Here is a 5,102-nt window from a genome sequence, read left to right on the forward strand (position 1 = left end):
CTTCACCACTGCTAACCTCTTAAAATATTTTCATATCGGGGTTTTAATAAAGTAAAAACTTGCTAAAATACTTAGCAAGTCAGCCTTAAAGGCGACATAGCTATAAAAAAACACTGGAAGCAATCGAAAGGTCATCCTTTCAAATCAATGGAGAATCGAGTAATGGCATTTGAACTACCAGCTCTTCCTTACGCGAAAGACGCACTAGAACCACACATCTCAGCAGAGACTCTAGACTACCACCACGGTAAGCACCACAACACTTACGTTGTTAAGCTTAACGGTCTTATCCCTGGTACTGAGTTCGAAGGCAAAACTCTAGAAGAGATCATCAAGACTTCTACTGGTGGCGTATTCAACAACGCAGCGCAAATCTGGAACCACACGTTCTACTGGCACTGTCTTGCTCCAAATGCGGGCGGCGAGCCAACTGGCGCAGTTGCAGACGCAATCAACGCAGCATTCGGTTCTTTTGAAGAATTCAAAGCGAAGTTTACTGATTCAGCAATCAACAACTTCGGTTCTTCATGGACTTGGCTTGTTAAGAAAGCTGATGGCTCTCTAGAGATCGTTAACACTTCTAACGCTGCTACTCCTCTAACAGAAGAAGGTACAACACCACTTCTAACTGTTGACCTATGGGAACACGCGTACTACATCGATTACCGCAACGTACGTCCTGATTACATGAACGGCTTCTGGGCTCTAGTAAACTGGGACTTCGTAGCTGAGAACCTAGCGAAGTAATATACTTCCCCTAAGTTCAATTTAGTCTTATTCAAAAGCTCGCTATTTAGCGGGCTTTTTTGTTTCGCCTTCCCTAGCACCTTTAAATAATTCCCTCTTTTACTAAAGTTCTTCTTATCCACGCCGTTAAAAGAGCATCGAGCGAGGAACATCATGCAAATTCATACGTTAGACAAAGCTGCAATTATCAACGAACTTCAGTTCGGTAATGGTATTAACCATGCCGTACACGAAGGTCGTCGAGCGGATTTCTCACTGATTCTGTCTATGTTCTCTAATGATGTTCGCGATGTGGTCCCGGTTGAAGAGGTCCAGGAAGTCATCACCAGTGATAGTATTCTTCGCCAACAATTGGGTTTATCGCAACCTCAAGCTCTTCGTTCTGATGGCAGCAGCTATGAACTCGCAGCTGAACAAGCGAAACAGTTTCACGATGCAGGATTGCCTTCCGCAAAGCTGAGCCATTACCTAAAACCAGATGCGCTGACTTACCTGCCTGAAGACACATTCAACCTACCAGAGGAGGTTTATCACAACCTATCTGGTCATGAGCGACGCAGATTGGGCGAACGCAACAAACAACTGATCCCAGATGCTGGGCTATATAATCAGCTAGTGACGGCTCAACGTCAGCATCAAATTCAAGCTAAAGCATAGAGATCCGCTTTTTATCCAATAGCTTGCAATACCTACACGTCAGAAATGTGACATCTTACAAATTACCGCACAATAGTCCTCACTCGAAAGCGTTAGTTTGAAGCCTTTCACACTGAACCCAACGAATTTCAACCATGCTATTAGCACAAACCACTGGTGTATTGTTTTTCACATATGGATACAGTGAAGGTGCTATGGATATCAAAGAATCAATTATTCTCGTCACGTCTGCAGGTTCGGTTATAGGAAGAACCTGTGCAAATCACTTTGCTCACCTTGGAGCAACGTTGATTCTTTGTGACCAAAATTCTAGCGCTTTGAGAGCGAGCTATGAGCAAATCAGCGCTTTCACTGACAAAGTGTATGCTATGAATGTGTGTAGTGATAACACAACGTCCATTAACTTATTGTTTGACCAGATAGAATCACAGCTACGTGCGACACCAGATGTGATTGTTAATTGCTGGACCAGCTCCCCTATGCCTGGCTTAATGGCGCCAGAACCAATGAGTACTTACATTGATCACTTGTCGTCTGCGGCACGCTTCCTTTATACCTACGGCCAAGTAGGAGCAGAGCGCTTTCGAGCCAGAAACAAGAAAGGCGTCATTGTTAACGTCATTTCTCATGATAACCATGAAGACTTTACGGGAGTTGAAAGCATGGCGGCGTTGGTGTCAGGTTTTACTCACAGCTGGGCAAAAGAACTCACACCATTCAACATTCGAGTGGGCGGCGTTATTCCCTCGGTAAATCATACAAAAGAAGAGCTCAACGATAGGCACTGGGCTGAGATCCAAGACGAACTAGTCCGCAACACAGCATACATCGTCGCGAATGAATACTTCAGTGGCCGAGTAGTTGCGACCGAAGTGTAAGCATACACAGCAACTCTGTTTTCCCAAGCCAGATGTAACTCCTGCACCAAAATAAAAAAAGCCCCAGTCATTTGACTGGGGCTTTAACCTTTTCCCGATTAAGGTTTCGTGCTAGCGAAAACCTTGCTCACTCGATTTTTTAATTACGCGTCAGCTTTTTCTTTCTTTGCTTTAGGTGCTGCTTTTGCTGCTTCTTGGTCTGCTTTCTTCTTGATAACAGTTGTACCTTCGAAAGTTTCGCCTTCAACAAATGCTTTACCGTAGTAAGAAGCCATCAACACATCTTTAAGTTCGCTGATTAGAGGGTAACGTGGGTTCGCACCAGTACATTGGTCATCGAACGCTTCTACCGCTAGCTCATCCAGTTTCGCTACGAAATCTGATTCAGCAACACCTGCCGCTTGGATAGACATTGGGATGTCTAGGTTAACTTTTAGTTCATCCAACCATGCTAGTAGACGTTCAATCTTCTGAGCAGTACGGTCACCTTCTTGGCTTAGGCCTAGGTGGTCAGCAACTTCAGCGTAACGACGACGTGCTTGTGGACGGTCGTATTGAGAGAACGCAGTTTGTTTAGTTGGATTGTCGTTCGCGTTGTAACGTACCACGTTAGAGATAAGTAGTGCGTTAGCTAGGCCATGTGGCAAGTGGAACTCAGCACCCAGTTTGTGAGCCATTGAGTGACAAACACCTAGGAATGCGTTCGCAAATGCAACACCAGCGATAGTAGCTGCGTTGTGTACTTTCTCACGAGCGATTGGGTCATTTGCACCGTTCGCATAGCTTGATGGTAGGTACTCTTTTAGCATCTTAAGTGCTTGAAGAGCTTGGCCATCTGAGTATTCGTTAGCAAGAACAGAAACGTAAGCTTCTAGAGCGTGAGTTACGGCATCGTAACCACCAAATGCTGTTAGAGACTTAGGCATGTTCATTACTAGGTTCGCATCAACGATTGCCATGTTTGGCGTGATTTCGTAGTCAGCTAGTGGGTATTTCGCACCAGTCTTGTCGTCAGTAACAACCGCGAATGGAGTAACTTCTGAACCAGTACCTGAAGTTGTAGTGATACATACAAGCTCAGCTTTTTTACCCATTTTAGGGAACTTGTAGATACGTTTACGGATGTCCATAAAGCGCATTGCTAGTTCTTCAAAGTGAGTTTCTGGGTGCTCGTACATTACCCACATGATTTTCGCTGCATCCATTGGTGAACCACCGCCTAGCGCTAGGATAACGTCAGGTTGGTAGCTAGCCATTTGAGCCGCACCTTTTTCTACTACAGACAGTGTTGGGTCAGCTTCAACATCGAAGAATGTTTGAACTTCCATGCCTTGAGCTTTTAGTAGGCTTACTACGTCATCTGCGTAACCGTTGTTGAATAGGAAACGGTCAGTTACTAGGAATGCACGTTTCTTACCTTCTAGGTCGCCCAGTGCGATTGGAAGGCTACCACGACGGAAGTAGATTGACTTAGGTAGTTTATGCCACAACATGTTTTCAGCTCGCTTCGCTACAGTTTTCTTGTTGATTAGGTGTTTAGGACCTACGTTCTCAGAGATAGAGTTACCACCCCAAGAACCACAACCTAGCGTTAGAGATGGCGCAACGTTGAAGTTGTACAAGTCACCGATACCGCCGTGAGTAGTCGGGATGTTGATTAGGATACGAGCTGTCTTCATCTTGTCACCGAAGTAACGGATACGGTCAGCGTTAGTATCTTGGTTAGTGTAAAGACCAGATGTGTGGCCGATACCACCAATCTCAACCATAGTTACCGCTTGAGCAACCGCGTCTTCGAAGTTGTCAGCACGGAATAGACCTAGAGTTGGAGATAGTTTCTCGTGAGCGAATGCGTCATCGTGAGATACTTTGCCCAGACCTTCACCAACAAGAACTTTAGTGTCTGCTGGAACTTTAACGCCTGCCATTTCAGCGATTGCTGCTGCTGGCTGACCTACGATTTTCGCGTTTAGCGCGCCATCGATAAGAAGCACTTTACGAACTTTATCAGCTTCTGCTTTGCTTAGGACATAAGCTTTGTGAGAAGCAAAACGCTCTTTCACTTCGTCGTATACTTCATCAACTACGATTGCCGCCTGCTCAGAAGCACATACTACACCGTTGTCGAAAGTCTTGGACATAAGGATAGAAGCAACAGCACGTTTGATGTCTGCTGTTTCATCGATAACAACAGGAACGTTACCTGCACCTACACCGATTGCTGGCTTACCAGAAGAGTATGCTGCTTTAACCATGCCTGGACCACCAGTTGCAAGGATAAGCGCGATGTCATCGTGTTTCATTAGAGCGTTTGAAAGCTCAACAGAAGGCTGGTCGATCCAACCGATGATGTCTTTTGGTGCGCCTGCTGCTACTGCTGCATCTAGAACGAGTTTAGCTGCATCGTTAGTTGAGTTTTTCGCACGTGGATGTGGTGAGAAGATGATACCGTTACGAGTCTTCAAAGAGATTAGAGATTTGAAGATCGCTGTAGAAGTTGGGTTAGTCGTTGGTACGATACCGCAGATGATGCCTACAGGCTCAGCGATAGTCATAGTACCTAGGTTGTCATCTTCTTCTAAGATGCCACACGTTTGTTCGTCTTTGTATTTGTTGTAGATAAACTCAGAAGCGAAGTGGTTCTTGATTACTTTATCTTCAACAATACCCATACCAGATTCTTCTACCGCTTGTTGAGCTAGCGGGATACGGGCCTGGTTAGCTGCAAGCGATGCTGCACGAAAGATTTTATCTACTTGCTCTTGAGAGTAAGTAGCGAACTCTTCTTGCGCTTTCTTAACGCGAGCAACCATTGCATCT

General features: G+C 45.2%; 4 protein-coding genes. 3 read left to right on the forward strand and 1 reads right to left on the reverse strand.

The genetic code is table 11. The features are described 5' to 3' along the window. The first annotated feature begins 162 nt into the window (after positions 1-162). The 3 genes from sodB (at position 163) to CAG68_RS03900 (ending at position 2,282) form a co-directional block, all read left to right on the forward strand. A complete protein-coding gene (sodB, locus tag CAG68_RS03890) occupies positions 163-747 on the forward strand; it encodes a superoxide dismutase [Fe] (RefSeq protein WP_005396533.1) in 585 nt (194 codons plus the stop codon). Between the two features lie 153 nt (positions 748-900). Continuing rightward, complete coding sequence (locus CAG68_RS03895; RefSeq protein WP_017821148.1) at positions 901-1,404, forward strand: VC2046/SO_2500 family protein; 504 nt, start codon at positions 901-903, stop codon at positions 1,402-1,404. Between the two features lie 134 nt (positions 1,405-1,538). Continuing rightward, the gene (locus CAG68_RS03900; RefSeq protein ID WP_054577632.1) at positions 1,539-2,282 is read left to right on the forward strand and encodes an SDR family oxidoreductase; all 744 of its coding nucleotides are present in this window, start codon (positions 1,539-1,541) and stop codon (positions 2,280-2,282) included. Between the two features lie 143 nt (positions 2,283-2,425). On the opposite strand, the gene adhE is transcribed toward CAG68_RS03900, so the two are convergent. Then, positions 2,426-5,102: bifunctional acetaldehyde-CoA/alcohol dehydrogenase (adhE, locus tag CAG68_RS03905; RefSeq protein WP_161440806.1), on the reverse strand; the 2,677-nt coding region annotated here is incomplete at its 5' end.

This window comes from Vibrio sp. V42_P2S4T144 (assembly GCF_009904715.1).
Lineage (GTDB): Bacteria > Pseudomonadota > Gammaproteobacteria > Enterobacterales > Vibrionaceae > Vibrio > Vibrio alginolyticus.